The following is a 14,948-nucleotide window of genomic DNA, read 5'->3' as shown; positions in this document are numbered from 1 at the left end:
CGATGAGTAGGATTCATAGGGGCTTGCGTCCCGCGTATTTCATGCGATTCGCATGTTCCGCACGTTTCATGCGATTCGCACGCGATTTTTCGCATGTTTCGCATAACTTGCAGGTTTCGTATGACGCGCATAGCAAATCGCCGTCTGAACGTGATGCAACGCGCAGACGGCGATGGGAACGATTGAACGTTACTCGGCTTTGGCTCCAGGCTCCGCTTCCTTGGTTTCCTCTGCAGCCTTGGTTTCGGAGGCTTCCTTGACCTCTTCGACCTTATGCTTGAGTTCGGCGTTGAGGGCCTTGCCTTGTTCGACGGTCAGCTCGCCCTTCTTGACGAGTTCGTCGACAATTTCCTGACTCTTCTCAACCGTGGTCGCCAAAGCGCCAACGCCGGCGAGGAAGACCTTACGCAGGCCGTCACCAAAATCAAAATCAGCCATGATTACCTCCTTAGGTGATGGTAGTACCTACTCTATCGCATTATCTTCACAAATAAAGCCAACGAAACTGGTCAATTGTCGCAATTCTGCGGAAGACTCGCTGCCGTATGCTCACAGCGTACGGAAAACGAAAACGAAGCCTCAAAAACGCAGGACAGCGGAATCGCGCGAAACTCACGCAAAAAACGAACGACCGATCAGCGCGGACGTGACATGGCCACGCGACGCGCGTTGTCGGCAATCGTATTGATGCTGTCAAGTTCCGCACGCTGCGCTTGGGTTTGCCCTGTAGCAACCGGATCGAACGAACCGTATCGACGTTCCGCGGCGGTACGGATCAGAAAATCGGCGATCGCGGGATTCTTCGGCAGCAGCGAACCATGCATGTATGTGCCAATCACATTGTTGACGCGCGCGCCTTCCGTATGATCCTCGCCATTGTTGCCGGTGCCGTCCACGTCGACAGTGCCGAGCGGCTGCACACCTTCGCGCAGGAAGGTCTGGCCGGAATGATTTTCGTAGCCGATGATATCGCCGAAATCGGCGGAATGCTCGGTCAGATTGCCGATCATGCGCACTTCCTGACCGACCGTGTACGCGCCGATCACGCCGATGCCGTCGAGTCGGGAACCATCCACCGTTTCGAAATATTCGCCGAACAGCTGGTACAGGCCGCAGATCATGAGCATGGGGGTGCCGTCGGCAGCCAGCGAGCGCAGCAGATCGGCGCGTTTGAAGAAATCGTCGATGATTTTCTTCTGGCCGGTGTCTTGGCCGCCGCCGCCCAGAATCATATCGACGTGTTCGGGCCACGCGTCGCCCTGATTGTAGGCGTGCACATGCGGTTCGTAGCCGTACAGCGCGAGCCGGCGCTGGATGGTGAGTACGTTGCCGGAGTCGCCGTAGATGTTCATGTCTTTCGGATATAGCGACACGATGTCGATTGTCTGGCTCATATCGTCTCCCTCATACGTTCTTCATACGTTCTTCATGCGTTTTCGTTGCGCCGATTTTCATGCGTTTTTCGCACGTTTTGCCGGATTGTGCGGATGCGCGCCGTTATTTGCCTACGCCAGCGTCGGCGACTTCGGCGATTCTGCCGAGCGCGGCTCGCGTTTTGAGCATCGCCGTGTACGTGCAGTAGATATGCTTGGGGGTACCCGGATTCGCGTTCACGAACGTTGAGACGGCCTCCTCAAGTTCCGTGTTGACGCTGTTCACCGGCACCTGATCGTATTCGAGACGCAACGCCATATCCCATGCGCGCACGCCTGAGACCATGGACACACCGGTGCCTCGCATCGAGGAGAAGTCCACGTCCCACAACCAGCTCATGTCACGCCCGTCAGCGTATTCGTCGTTGATGGCGATCATGGTGTCGCAGCCTTCGGGAGTGAAGGATGCGAGCGAGAGGCGGAATCCCATGGGATTTTTGACGAGCAGCAGCTCCACCGGCGAGCCGTTCACGTCGATGACTTCGCCGCGTCCAAATGCCGGAGTGACTTCGGCTGCCGCGTCGATCATGGCTTGCGTGGTGGCGTGCGCGAAGTCGATCATGCGCTGTGAGATTCCCACTTGGCGCAGCAGTTCGTCGGTTACGTTCTCTTCGAACGGCAGGAACATTGCTTGCGCATCGGATACGACCGCGCGTACAACGGCCAGTGCGGCCGCCGCGTTGTACAGGTTGTATACGCCTTCCAGTTTCACGCCGGTTTCGTACGTTTCACCGTCGATGCCGAAGCTGGCACGATGGTCGCCTACGGCAAGCAGGGTCACATCAGCCGGTAGTTGTTCCGCAGAGTCTGCATTTGCCGATTTTTCTGCATGTTCCCCAGTTTTCGCAATTGCCGAGAAATCGTCAATTTCAGTATTCTTGTCCGATTCTGCAGAATCGGACAAGTCAACACCAACTGACACTTCAGTATCAGTTGCCGATTCCGCATCGACCGTCGTGCGCATGTCATCGTCGGAAGGAAAGAAGCTACGCAACGACTCGTCAAGTCCGAAATAGCGCACTTCCACACCATCTTCAGTATGGGCGACGTCAGCAAGTCGTGCGATGCGCGGATCCTCACGATTGAGTACCACGGTTCCGGTGGTCGCTTCGGCGGCTTTGCTCAACAGTTTCGCGGTATTGTCGATTTCGCCGAAACGGTCGAGCTGGTCGCGCATCACGTTGAGCAGCAGGCAGTAGTCGGGCTGTACTTGTTTGACGAAATGCACCGCGTACGCTTCGTCGAGTTCCAATACGGCGATGTCGGCGTCCAGTTTGCCGCCGAGCGAAACTTCCGCCAGCAGCGACGAGACCACGCCACGGGTGAAGTTCGATCCGGTCGGGTTGGTGAACACCTTTAATCCCAACGATTCCAGCATGCTTGCCACCATGCGAGTGGTGGTGGTTTTGCCGTTCGTACCGGATACGAGCACCACGCCGAGCGGCAGCTGCTGTAGCGTGCGTGCGAGGAATTGCGGGTCGATCTGTTCCACGATTTTGCCGGGGAACGCGCTGCCGCCGCCATGCGCCAGGCGGGAGGCCGCTCGCACGGCTTTGCCGATCAACGGCGTTGCGAATGAGTTCCACGCCATGCTTATACCTCCTGCTGGCTCTGATAGTCCTGCGGCATATCTTTGAATTTGGAGTACGCGCCAAGGAACGCGAGATTGAAGGTATCGGTCGGACCGTTACGATGTTTTGCCATGATGATGTCGGCCTCGCCCGGGCGGTCCTCCTTGTCGTAGGCGTCCGGCCTGTGCACGAGGAACACCACGTCGGCGTCCTGTTCGATCGAGCCGGATTCACGCAGGTCGGAAAGCTGCGGCTTCTTGTCCTGACGCATTTCGGGACCACGGTTCAGCTGGCTCAGCGCCACCACCGGCACTTCCAATTCCTTGGCAAGCAGCTTCAATGCACGCGAGAAGTCAGACACTTCCTGCTGGCGGCTTTCCACGGCCTTGCCGGAAGTCATGAGCTGCAGGTAGTCGATCACCACTAATTTCAGATCGTTCGTCTGCTTCAATCGGCGGCATTTCGCACGGATCTCCATCAAACTCATGTTCGGACTATCGTCGATGAATAATGGTGCGTTCTGCAGTTTATCTTGCAGATTATTGAGGATATTCCAACGTTCCTGCGTAATATCTTCCGCTCGGCGCATGGCTGCCAACGGAATATTCGTTTCCGCGGAGATAATTCGTTGCGCAAGTTCGTTTTTGCTCATTTCCAAGCTGAAGATCACGGATGTCATATTGTGGTGCAACGCGGCGGATCGTGCGAAATCGACGCCGAGCGTGGACTTGCCCATGGCGGGGCGTCCTGCCACAACGATCATCTGACCCGGCTGCAGGCCTTGCGTCACTTCGTCAATGTCGCGGAATCCGGTTGGCACGCCCTTGGAGACTTCGCCGTTCTGCAGTCGGTCGATCTGGTCAAGGGTGTCGGTGATGACGGTGCCGATCGGCGCGTAATCCTGCCTTACTTTGCCGGTCGACATTTCGTAGACTTCGGCCTGCGCCAGGTTGACGACGTCTTCGGCTTGGGATCCTTCGGCCGTGTAGCCGAGCTGCGCGATTTTGGTGCCGGCTGCGATCACATTGCGCAAGATGGCACGCTGGTGGATGATGTCGGCATAGAAGGTTGCGTTGGCTGCGGTCGGCACGGATGCGACGAGGCTGTGCAGATAGTCGGATCCCCCCACTTTTTCGAGGTCGCCGTCTTTGAGCAGTTGATTGGCTACCAGCACCGCGTCGACGGGTTGCGATGCGGAGAACAGGTTGATGATGGCTTCGTACACGGTTTGGTTACGCGGCTGGTAGAAGTCGGTGATGTCGATCATCTGTGAGACTTCGCCGATGGCGTCTTTGCTCATGAGCATGCCGCCGAGCACTGCCATTTCTGCGGCGTCGTCATGTGGCGGCACACGGTCGAAGATGGCGTCGCGAATGGCCGTTCCGGATGTTCCGGAAGTGCTGCCATTGCCTGAAAAACCGCGGTTTTGCCCTTGATTCAGGCCGTTGTTCCAAGAATTGCTCTCCGCCATGCTTCTCCAGCTCTTCGATGTGTGGTGTACCGGGAAAAACCATAATACCTGTGCCGCTTCACGAATGATGTTGCGATGAGATTCTGGAGGAATCTCCGCATTGGCAGGATCGAAATCACCCGACACGCGCGAATCGATTCGCTGTGGATAAGAAAGTCGGAAAAAGCCAAGTTATCCACATATTGGGGATAACTATGTGGAAAACATATCGAGTTATCCACCAAATGGGGATAACCAAGTGGACAACTTGGGGACATTTTTCGTACGGGTGTCTATTCCCCTGGTTTTGACTTGCTTAAGTGAACTGAAGGTGATATGTTCCCCACATTTTCTTAAACGTCGCATATCCGACAACGTGGCGGGTACCATATTGGCAACCATGTCGCTGTGCTGGGCACTCGCTCACGGCCTACACGGCCTCACATGTGATAGCGGGTGGCGTTGTACATGGTTCGGACGAGGGTTTCGCGCCATTTGCTCCAGCCGTACTGTTTGGAAATAGTCTCGCCGGACGTGGCACCCAATGACGAACCGTCAGCGCGAGTCAGGTCAAAGAGCATGTCAAGCAGCAGCGGATCATGATCAAGACGGGAGGCCAATTCGTCGCCAACATTCGGATCATTAGGATTCTGGCCAGTCGCAAATTCCGACAACGTAAGATGCTCGCGCACCAGCAACGTGACCCACCAAATAATGTCACGGTCAAAACCCATACGTTTCAAAACCGTGGACGCATGACGGGCACCCTCCGCAGCATGATCGGCAACCCCCGGACGCTTGCCGATATCATGCAAAATACCAGCCAACAGCAACGCCTGATAATGCCGATCATCATAACGGTTTCCACGAGGTGTTTCACGACCAAGCCGCGTGACCACCTCAACCGAATGACGGTCAATCGTGTAACGATGCACGGCCGAAGCGCTCGGACGATTACGAATCGCCAACCATTCCGGAATCAAACGACCCGGAATATCAACAAAATCAATCTCCTCCCATACCTGCAACAACGCGGGACCGCTCGCAAGCAAACGCAAGAACAGACTGCGCGACTCATCATTCCAAGTGCGATCATCAATCGGACATAACTTCAGATTCTGCAACGTGCCGGGCGCAATCGGCAGACCAAACTCAGCCGCAGCAACAGCCGCACGCAATGCAAGACACGGATCAGACTTCGGATCGGCACCCGGCGCAAGCACGATCTCCTCCTCATGCTTGGCAATACCGGGCGCGACCACATCAAACGTAGGCGCCTGACGCTTACCGCCGCCACGAGGCTGGAACACCTGAAAAAACGCAAAACGAGGCTTCTCATGAGTCAACGAATGCTCGGCTCGAGAAGCCGTGGAATCAAGCGAAAACGCAATCTGACGGCCAACACGCGCAAGCAACGTCTGCAAATCATCAATCGACTTCGCCTCACGCTCACCGCTCGGCAACGTCGGATCAGCCAAACCCAACATCGCCGAAACCCTCGCCTGATAGGGAGCGAGCAACATGTTCGTGTCTTTGGCAGCAACCAAATGAATGCAGTCACGCACATCCAACAACCGTCCAACGGCATCGTCATACTGGCCGTGCGGGCGGTCGGCAAGCCAAGAAGCGGCAAGCGCGGATACCAGCACGGAATCGCGCAAACCGCCGCGAGACTCCTTAATATCAGGCTGATTACCGTACGCCATCCGGCCGAACTCGTCCAAACGAGACTTGGCGGAATCCAACAATTCAGGCAAACGCTTACGGGCGGCCCTACGCCAACGCTCTAAAATGGAGACAGCCGTGGATTCGATCAGCTGCGTGTCGCCCGCGATCGGCACCACGTCCAGCCAACCCATCGCGGCGGGCAGATCATGGTCGGTGACCGCCTCGCACTGCGCGCGGGTACGCACCGACTGGTCAAGATCAAGACCAGAATCCCAAATCGGATACCACAATTTGTTAGCAAGCTCATTGAGCTGCTGGTCAGTGAGCGCGTGAGGCTCATAAATGACCACCAAGTCAAGATCGGAACTCGGTCCCACTTGGCCGCGAGCCAACGAACCGACCGCGCCAAGACCAATACCAACTTGCGGAACGTCAAAAGAAACCGTCCGGCAGGCCTCCTGCCACAACTTCGTCAGGCAATCCACGGCCAGATCCGTACGAGCCTTGCGCTTAGCCGCACCATCGCGGTACACGCCGTCGGCATCCGGCTGACTCATATCCATGAAACGTTGTTTAAGACCATCAACCGCTGAAGTCATAGCAAATCCTTATAAATCTACGCAAAAACAAGCAAATCTGAGCAGATAAAAGCGAAAGTGGGGAAATTCGAAGCAGAAAATATGACGCGAAAATCGTATGAAAATCCCCGCACGGCGCGAAGCACGTACGGGGATCTGTCTATTGATAACCCGAACCTAAGCCCGGAGGCCCTTAATATCTATCCGAATGAATTATCAGATAGCGGCAGAGCCGGTTTCGCCGGTGCGCACGCGGGTCACCGAATCAAGCGGGGCAACCCAGACCTTGCCGTCGCCGATGGTGCCGGATCCGGCGGACTTGACGATCACACCGACCAGAGTCTCGGCATCGGCGTCGTCGGACAGCACCTCGATGCGAATCTTCGGAATGAGATCCACGGTGTATTCGGCGCCACGGTAAACCTCGGTGTGGCCACGCTGGCGGCCGTAACCGTTAGCCTCAGACACGGTCAGACCGTGAACACCTGCGGCAGCGAGAGCTTCCTTGACATCGTCAAGCTTATGCGGCTGAATGATAGCGGTAATGAGCTTCATCTCACTTCACCTCCTTGAGAACAGAGCTGGCGGTACCAGCAAAATCGTAAGCACGTTCGCCCTGATCGGCAAGATCGATACCGCCGACTTCCTGAGCTTCGGTGACACGCCAGCCAATCGTCTTCTCCAGAGCGAAGGCGATGATGCCGGTGACAACAGCGGACCAGATGATGGCGACGAGGGCAACGATGAGCTGCACAACCAGCTGCTTCCAGTCGCCGCCTGCGAACAGACCGGTACCTTCGCCGAAGAAGCCGATGAGCACAGTGCCGGTGAAGCCGCCGACGCCGTGGACGCCGACAACGTCGAGAGAATCATCGTAGCCGAGCTTGAACTTCAGGCCGCAAGCGAGGCAAGTGAGCACGCCGGCGATAGCACCGAGCACGATGGCCCACAGCGGGGAAACCACATCGGCGGCCGGGGTGATGGCAACCAGACCCGCGACGATGCCGGAAGCGGCACCCATGGCGGTGTAGTGGCCGGTACGGATCTTCTCGGTGAAGCCCCAAGAGAGCATTGCGGCGGCGGTTGCGGCGGAAGTGGAAACCCAAGCGTAGCCTGCGGTGCCATTGGCGGCGAACGCGGAACCAGCGTTGAAGCCGAACCATCCGAACCACAGCAGGAAAGCGCCAAGCATCACGAACGGAACATTGTGCGGACGGAACGGCTGAGTGCCGAAGCCCTTGCGCTTGCCGATGATCAACACGATCACCAGAGCGGCGACTGCAGCATTGATGTGCACGACCGTACCACCTGCGAAATCGTGGGCGGCAGCGCCGATGGCCTGGGAGATCGCGCCGTCAGCGCTCAGCAGACCGCCATTCCACACCATGTGGGCGAGCGGAGCGTAATCGAAGGTAATCCACAGCGCGACGAAAATCATCCAAGTGGAGTACTTGACACGTTCAGCGATAGCGCCGCAAATCAGAGCGACGGTAATCATGGCGAATGCGGACTGGAACGCCACATCGACGCTGACCGGGTAGTGGTTGGAGTTCAGCGAAGCCGACGTGAAGACACCGCCGTCAGAAACCATGGAATCCTTCAGCAGGAAGCCCGTGGCCGGGTCACCGAAGACACCGCCGACCGAAGTGCCTGCGTAGGCGATGGACCAGCCCCACAGCACCCAGATCACCATTGTGACGGATAGAGCGGCCGCCTCCATGATCATCATGTTCAGCACGGCCTTTGCGCGGACCATACCACCGTAGAAGAACGCCACACCCGGCGTCATGAGGAACACAAGGGACGCGGACGTCAAAATCCACGCGGCATTGCCAGAATCAAGCTGACCCATGTCACCCTCCTCTTTCTTTCTCTTTGAGTTCACATTTCCGGCCCCATCGTATGGGGCTGACAAAACGGTATGGAACGCCGCCCGCGTTTTGAAAACGTTACGACGTGTTACAGCAAGGTAACGCCATCTCACCATTACGTCAACCGAAAACGGCGGAATAAAGCGGCTGGCACGTTTTGTTTCAAATTGCGCACCGCTCTCAAGCCAAACCAATATCAGCCCATTTTTCAGCGTATCTGCCATATATAGGCGAGATAGGACTGGTCGGAGGTAAAAAGAAAGCCTCCCACGCGGGGAGGCTTTCTCGAGAGCGCAATCATCTCAGGCGAGGATGCCGTCGACGAAGCCTTCCGGATCGAACGGGGCGAGATCGTCCGGGCCTTCGCCCAGGCCGACAAGCTTGACGGGCACGCCAAGCTCTTTCTGCACGGAAATCACGATGCCGCCCTTTGCGGAACCGTCAAGCTTGGAGAGCACCACACCGGTAATGCCGATGGCTTCGGCGAACACCTTGGCCTGCGTCATGCCATTCTGGCCGGTGGTGGCGTCGAGCACGAGCAGCACCTCGTCGACCGGAAGGTTCTTTTCGGTAACGCGGCGGATCTTGCCGAGCTCGTCCATGAGGTTCGCCTTGTTCTGCAGGCGGCCGGCGGTGTCGATGATGAGCACGTCGGCGTTCTCTTCCTTGGCCTTGGCGCTGGCCTCGAATGCGACGGACGCCGGATCGGCGCCGTCCTTGTCGGAACGCACGACCGGGACGCCGACCTTGGCACCCCAAGTTTCCAACTGGTCGGCGGCCGCCGCGCGGAAGGTATCGGCAGCGCCCAGCATGACCTGCTTGCCTTCGGAAACAAGCAGGCGGGAAAGCTTGCCCGCAGTGGTGGTTTTGCCCGTGCCGTTCACGCCGACCATGATGATGACGCTTGGTTTGTTCGCGTCTTCCTTATCGGCGTTGAGACGGCGATCCGTGTCAGTGCCTACGAGCTTCAGCAGCTTGTCTTTCAGCGCGGCACGCACTTCGGCCGGGTCGGACTGGCCTGCGATTCGGGCATCATTACGCAGTTCTTCAACTAGCTGTTCGCTGGCTTCCGCGCCCACGTCGGCAAGCAGGAGGGTGTCTTCGACGTCTTCCCAGTCGGCTTCGGAGAGCTGATCCTTCACAAGAATGTTGAACAGGGCCTTGCCGAACGGATTGCCGGATTTCGACAGGCGCGCCTTAAGACGCTGCATGCGCGTGCCGGCGGATTCGGGGGTTTCATGAACCGGTTCGGGCTTGGCTTCGGTGGCTGGTGCAGGAGTTGCCGTTTCGGAAGAGGAAGCTTGAGCTGAGGACTTCTGCTGACTTTCAGCCGGAGCTTTTTCAGCTGCATCAACATTGGAATCAACGGACGGCTTCACCGTGGAAGAATCAGCCGCAGCCGACTTTGCTTCCGCAGCAAGACGGGCGTCAGCCTTGGCTTTCGCATCCTCCGTGGACTTATCGACGGCGTTCTTGCGGGTCTTACCGAGCCACCAACCGCCAATCACCAGAATTGCCGCGATAACGACAACGGCGACAATCGCAATAATCACATTCGTATCCATGGCTCCAGCCTAAAAAGCGCAACGGACACACCGGCTCCGCCCCGCGGACGCACCACGAATGTCCGATTCGCCAGAAGAATAAGGTGCTCTACCATGCAAGGCATCGATAATGCGATTTTGACTTCGATATATCTGGTAACGTTTTTATAAATCATGAAGAGTGATTTTTTTGTCTTCTGCTGCCTGCTTTGAAGGACCTCCTTTCTTTAGGGAATTTGCGTAGCGAATCAGGCTCCTCGCGATGAGGAAGACCAGAACGAATACGGCGATTACACCTAGGATCTCAATCAATAATGCGATCCATGTCCAGCTCATGATTCATCCTTTCTCTTTCTGTACTCGTCTATGAGTATTCGAGCCGTGTCGACGTCGTATCTATCGTCAATGGCGAGACTCTTCACCAAGAGGATGAATGGATCCTCCGTCTCGTTGTCGTTCAACCGTATTTTTTCGATAAGCCTGTCAAGCCGGATCCTCATGGTCGGGTAGGAGACTTGATACAGCTGGGACATTTGCTTCAGAGATCCTGACGATAGCACGAAGTTCTTGATGAAGGCCAAATCCTCCTCCGCAAGGTTGGCCAACCATTCTGGTAGACGGTCCACATCACCCCCTTTAATAAAATTTATTATTTATTAAATATATTAAAGCCGCAATGAAGCATTGTCAATATGACACACGTGTCCGATTCCGCAGAATCGGACGATACGTGGGGGTCGGACGGTCAAGGAGCTATCCACGGGGCGTGAAAAACTGGACGGCATGGCCAATACATCCAGAATGACGTCGTATCAGCGGCGCGAGCAACTCATCGAAATCGGTCGTTCGCTGTTTGCGTCGAAGGGCTTCGAAGCAGTGAGCGTGGAAGAGATCGCCGCCACCGCAAAAGTGTCGAAACCCATTGTGTACGAGCATTTCGGAGGCAAAGAGGGCCTGTACGCTGTGGTGGTGGACCGCGAAATGCGCGCCCTTACCGACACGCTCATCAACGCGCTATCCGACCCACAAGCGCACCCCCGCCAAATCGTGGAACGCACGGCGCTGGCACTGCTCACCTATGTTGAGGAGAATGCTGAAGGATTCCGCGTGCTCACCCGTGATTCGCCGAAAACCGATCCGGCCAGCTCGTTCAATTCGCTTTTGGGAGACATCGCCCTGCGCGTGGAAGACATTCTCGCCGAAGCGTTCAAACGCCAGCATCTGCCGGCCAAGGGCGTGCCATACTATGCGCAGATGCTCATCGGCATGACCGTATATACCTGCCAGTATTGGGCGGACCAGCGCAAACTCAGCAAAGAGCAGATTGCCGCGCACATCGTGAATCTGGCCTGGCATGGCTTGAGCCGCATGGAAGCCAAGCCGGAACTGCGTTTCGAAAGCGACAAAGCCGCAAAAGAGGCGGAAAAGCAGGAAAGGCGCGAAATCAAGGAAATCGCGAAACGCGAGCGCAAGGCCGCAAAAGAAGCACAATCACAAAACAATACAGAAAGCCCAGCCGAGCAGAACGCTGAACAGAACACCGAACAAGGCACAGCCGGAAGCCAAGGCACGCAAGCCGAACAGCAGTCGTAAAACCAGCCGCACCCAGTCATAGCAAGCATTGCAACCCACGCCAACAGGCGCCAGACACAGGAATCAAACAGTGCCCGCAACAGGGAATCGCAAACAGCGCAACAGCCAATAAACATCGACGAAAACTGACGAATCGTCAACAACGGTACCCTTAAGGGAAATTTCAGGTGCAGATTGCGCTATTCAGGGTGCCTATTGCGTACAAACCGTTTCCCTGAAGCGAACAAGGTGCTACGTTAGTTTCGTTACGCAGTGACCACGCGCCGCGCGCGGCAGGTCACCTCGGCCGACCAAGGAAGACTATGCAGGAGAAGAAGACGCTCACCTTCGTGGTGCCCGCGTACAACATGACCGAATATTTGGAACGATGCGTCATGTCGTTAATCGCAGCGAAGCGCAACAACGACATCGAAGTGCTGATCGTGGACGATGGATCGTCCGACGGCACGCTGGAAATGGCGCAGAAATTCGAGGCCCGCTATCCAGGCATCGTACGCGCCATCCACCAGGAGAACAAGGGGCACGGCGGGGCCGTCAACACCGGCATCGCGGCGGCACGCGGCATGTATGTGAAGGTTGTGGACGCCGACGATTGGGTTGGTCCCGAATCACTCGAACAGGTCATGGCCGTGCTGCGCGAAGAGGCCGATTCCACCGAGCCGATCGACATGCTCGTCACCAATTATGTGTATGACAAGGTTGGCAAACGCAACAAGCATGTGGTGAACTTCCGCCATGCCATGAAGGCCGGCGAGCGCCTGACTTGGAACGATCTTGGGCATTTCGGCTTGGCTGAATACATTCTCATGCACGCGCTGACGTACCGCACCGCCGTGGTGCGAGAGTCCGGTATGCAGCTGCCGGAGCACACGTTCTACGTGGACTTCATTTACGCGTACCAGCCGTTCCCGTGGGTGAAGACCATGCAGTATTTGGATACGCCGTTCTACCACTATTTCATCGGGCGCGACGGGCAAAGCGTGCAGACTGATGTGATGATCCGCCGTGTCGACCAGCTGCGCCTCGTCAACCAGTGCATGGTGCGTGCAACTCCGGAACGCGACACGGTGCCGGACGGCCTGTACCGTTATATGATCCACTTCCTGGCGATTGAAAGTTCCGTGGCAAGTGTGTTCATGATTTTGTCTCGCGATCCGGAAAATTATGAGAAGAAAAAGGATATGTGGGACGACATTAAGGCGTACTCCCCCACTATTTACAAGGATGTGCGCAAGAAGGCCATGTCTCGTGCGTTGAATTTGCGCGGGTCGATCGGTCGTTTCGTGATTCGCAAGGGATATTTCGTAGCGGAACACGTCGTCGGGTTCAACTGATCGCGATTTCCGACGATTTGATGGTCAATCGACGGTCTGGATGGCACTATCTGCCTTATATATGGCAGAACTGACGTACGGGGGGTGAGGATGCAGTCGTGAGGCTGTTGGAAGCAACACGGACGCTTCCAACAGCCTACGTTCATGCGGAACCTCCCCGAGCGCGGAAACCTGGCCCATTGGGACGGGTTTTGCCGGATTTCGGGACTTTATGCTCAGTTCCAGCGGTCGGACATGGCAAAACTGTTGTGCATGAGATTACTGGACGTGTAGAGCACGTCGTTGAGCAGTTTCGTAACGTGAGTGCGCAAGTATTCCGCCATTTCTTCGTTGGACTGCTGCAGTCTGGCGACGATTGCAATACTTGTGTTTTCCGTAATCTCCGCGACCCCTGCACTCTCTTGCGATTCGGACGCGCTCGTTTGCGCGGACATCTCACGCAATTCGGCATCAGTACGTTCCACCAGACGATGGCCGTAAGCGCGGGCCGATTCCGCAAATTCTTCGATCGCATTGTTGGTTTCGTAGAAATGCGCGTCGGCGAGCGCGGCGATCAAACGGTTCGCCCAGTACAGGTTGCTGGTTGATACTTCCGGCGTGGTGTCGCGCAGGTAGGCGGGCGTATCGTTGACGTTCGCATAGAACGGCGTGGCCGCGGTGAAGGGGCCGGAACCGTACGAAATCCACATGATCGAGCGGCTGGTTTCCGGCGCGTACGGGCGGATCTGTATGGCCACCATATGCCCGGTGCGGTTGATGCCGATCGGACGGTAGCGATGGCGGCTTTCCGACGTTCCGAGCGTACCGTACGGATCGTAAGGGGTCCCTTCGAAGTGCGCGCTCATCAGGAAGTCGACGTCTTCGAGCGTCACAGCGTTCTCAGGCACACGACACCACGGAATATCGTCGGACGCGGGCGTGTAGCGGGCGGCCGGCGAATCCCAATCCTCGCTTGGATTGAGGTAGCGCTGCATGTACCAGGCACGCGGCGTGTTGTAGATGCGGTCTTTGGTGGTGGCGGTGCCGAAAGCCGTGCGCGGATTGAAATGGTTGTGACCCAGCGCCGCGCCGCTACTGCTATTGCCGCCGCCGTTCATGCTGGCGTCTCCGAAAGCGCTAGTCGGCTGGAATCCGAAGCCGCTACTCGCAGTCGCGCTCATAGTGCGGTCAAGGTGGTGCGCGTCCATGAATTCGCGCAGATCGGCACTGCACATGAACTCGCGTTGGGTGCTGAAGGCGTCGTCGAAGTCGAAATCGTCGATGCCGAGCTGGTTGGGGATGGTCGCATAGCAGTCGTCCGGCACGCGGCGGGCGATCCAATGGTGCCCGCCGATCGTTTCGACATACCAGATTTCGTTTACGTCGGAAATGATGATGCCGTTCGATTCGTAGGTGCCGTATGTTTCAAGCAGTTCGGCGAGACGTGCGACGCCTTCGCGTGCCGTGGTTACGTAAGGCAGCACGAGGGTGATGATGTCTTCTTCTCCGATTCCGCCCGGGACTTCGGGGGTGTCAGTGGCTTCAGTCGCCGGTTGCAGTTTGACGAGCGGATCAGCGGCTAGCACGCGCTCGTTGACCGCGATGGTTTCGGTGGCGCTCATCGCCACATTGCGCTCGTTGACGCCCGCTTCCGCGAGAATTCCGCGATTCGGCAGCACGTTCGGCACAATGCTATATCGGCATGGATTGTCGGGAAGGTCGATTTCGACATGACTGAGCACACTGCGGTAATGCCTAGGTTGGTCTTGCGGTGCGACCGCAATGAATTTCTTAGGGTCGTAACGGCCGGAACCGGAATCATCGTCGCGTGCGATGATGGTGGATCCGTCGTAGCTGGCTTTCTTTCCTACAAGAATCGTGGTACATGACATGCGTTCCACTGTACGAGCAGATATGCAGAAATGAT

13 protein-coding genes are annotated in these 14,948 nt (G+C 56.8%); 2 read left to right on the top strand and 11 right to left on the bottom strand.

Going from position 1 to position 14,948, the window contains the following annotated elements; all coding sequences use genetic code 11:
* Positions 1-189: 189 nt before the first annotated feature.
* The 10 genes from AH68_RS00695 to AH68_RS00655 all read right to left on the bottom strand — a co-directional run bounded on the left by AH68_RS00695 (position 190) and on the right by AH68_RS00655 (position 10,741).
* Complete coding sequence (locus AH68_RS00695) at positions 190-438, bottom strand: phasin family protein (protein WP_039196719.1); 249 nt, start codon at positions 436-438, stop codon at positions 190-192.
* 197 nt (positions 439-635) lie between these two features.
* Entirely contained in the window at positions 636-1,394 is a 759-nt protein-coding gene (locus AH68_RS00690; protein WP_039196716.1) for a type 1 glutamine amidotransferase, read from the bottom strand.
* Between the two features lie 103 nt (positions 1,395-1,497).
* Complete coding sequence (locus AH68_RS00685) at positions 1,498-3,024, bottom strand: Mur ligase family protein (RefSeq protein ID WP_039196714.1); 1,527 nt, start codon at positions 3,022-3,024, stop codon at positions 1,498-1,500.
* A 2-nt stretch (positions 3,025-3,026) separates the two neighbouring features.
* Positions 3,027-4,475 (bottom strand): replicative DNA helicase, encoded by a 1,449-nt coding sequence (dnaB, locus tag AH68_RS00680; RefSeq protein ID WP_039196712.1) that lies wholly within the window; start codon positions 4,473-4,475, stop codon positions 3,027-3,029.
* A gap of 419 nt (positions 4,476-4,894) precedes the next feature.
* Positions 4,895-6,721 carry a [protein-PII] uridylyltransferase family protein gene (locus AH68_RS00675; RefSeq protein WP_039196710.1) on the bottom strand — a complete coding sequence of 609 codons (1,827 nt, stop codon included), beginning with the start codon at positions 6,719-6,721 and terminating at the stop codon, positions 4,895-4,897.
* Positions 6,722-6,916: 195 nt separating this feature from the next.
* Positions 6,917-7,255, bottom strand: coding sequence for a P-II family nitrogen regulator (locus AH68_RS00670; protein ID WP_003807443.1), 339 nt, complete (start codon positions 7,253-7,255; stop codon positions 6,917-6,919).
* A 1-nt stretch (position 7,256) separates the two neighbouring features.
* Positions 7,257-8,552, bottom strand: coding sequence for an ammonium transporter (locus tag AH68_RS00665; protein WP_039196694.1), 1,296 nt, complete (start codon positions 8,550-8,552; stop codon positions 7,257-7,259).
* A 321-nt stretch (positions 8,553-8,873) separates the two neighbouring features.
* Positions 8,874-10,136, bottom strand: a complete 1,263-nt coding sequence (gene ftsY / locus AH68_RS00660) for a signal recognition particle-docking protein FtsY (RefSeq protein ID WP_039196692.1) — start codon at positions 10,134-10,136, stop codon at positions 8,874-8,876.
* 144 nt (positions 10,137-10,280) lie between these two features.
* Entirely contained in the window at positions 10,281-10,451 is a 171-nt protein-coding gene (locus AH68_RS10855) for a hypothetical protein (protein WP_144245675.1), read from the bottom strand.
* On the bottom strand, positions 10,448-10,741 hold the full coding sequence (locus AH68_RS00655) for a DUF2089 family protein (protein ID WP_012576670.1): 294 nt from the start codon (positions 10,739-10,741) through the stop codon (positions 10,448-10,450). The genes AH68_RS10855 and AH68_RS00655 overlap by 4 nt, the downstream gene beginning before the upstream one ends.
* Before the next feature lie 157 nt (positions 10,742-10,898).
* On the opposite strand from AH68_RS00655, the gene AH68_RS00650 reads away from it, so the two are divergent.
* Complete coding sequence (locus AH68_RS00650) at positions 10,899-11,708, top strand: TetR/AcrR family transcriptional regulator (protein WP_236682425.1); 810 nt, start codon at positions 10,899-10,901, stop codon at positions 11,706-11,708.
* A 302-nt stretch (positions 11,709-12,010) separates the two neighbouring features.
* The gene (locus AH68_RS00645) at positions 12,011-13,042 is read left to right on the top strand and encodes a glycosyltransferase family 2 protein (protein ID WP_039196687.1); all 1,032 of its coding nucleotides are present in this window, start codon (positions 12,011-12,013) and stop codon (positions 13,040-13,042) included.
* Positions 13,043-13,257: 215 nt separating this feature from the next.
* Here AH68_RS00645 and AH68_RS00640 read toward each other — a convergent pair whose 3' ends face one another.
* Positions 13,258-14,913: a C69 family dipeptidase gene (locus AH68_RS00640; protein WP_039196686.1), complete on the bottom strand. Its 1,656-nt coding sequence runs from the start codon at positions 14,911-14,913 to the stop codon at positions 13,258-13,260.
* Positions 14,914-14,948 lie beyond the last annotated feature (35 nt).

The sequence above is a fragment of the Bifidobacterium catenulatum PV20-2 genome (assembly GCF_000800455.1).
In the GTDB taxonomy this organism is placed as follows: domain Bacteria; phylum Actinomycetota; class Actinomycetes; order Actinomycetales; family Bifidobacteriaceae; genus Bifidobacterium; species Bifidobacterium kashiwanohense_A.
This window is presented reverse-complemented; position numbering and strand designations above follow the sequence as displayed.